General features: G+C 58.2%; 1 protein-coding gene. It reads left to right on the top strand.

The window, feature by feature from the left end:
* Positions 1-87: 87 nt before the first annotated feature.
* On the top strand, positions 88-273 hold a 186-nt coding region (locus AAEY83_RS14955; protein ID WP_351060133.1), incomplete at its 3' end, for a beta-ketoacyl synthase N-terminal-like domain-containing protein.

Here is a 273-nt window from a genome sequence, read left to right as displayed (position 1 = left end):
GACTAACAGCCACAGGGCTCGCAGGGCTGGTTCCTGTGGCCACTGTGGCTTTTGTTTTTGTCATCCAATAATGGAAAAGAGGTTACCGTGAGCCGCCGTCGTGTTGTCGTTACAGGCCTGGGGCTGATTTCGCCTGTTGGCAATAATGTTGCCGACGGCTGGGCCAATCTCGTCGCCGGCAAGTCCGGTATCGCCACCGTCACGAAGTTCGATGCGTCGAACCTCGCCTGCCATTTCGCGGGCGAAGTGAAGGGCTTCAGCGCCGAGGAGTAC

Source organism: Psychrobacter sp. TB20-MNA-CIBAN-0197, assembly GCF_040309765.1.
Taxonomy (GTDB): Bacteria; Pseudomonadota; Gammaproteobacteria; order Pseudomonadales; family Moraxellaceae; genus Psychrobacter; species Psychrobacter submarinus.
Note: the sequence above shows the minus strand (reverse complement) of the source record. Positions and strands in the feature narration are given on the sequence as shown.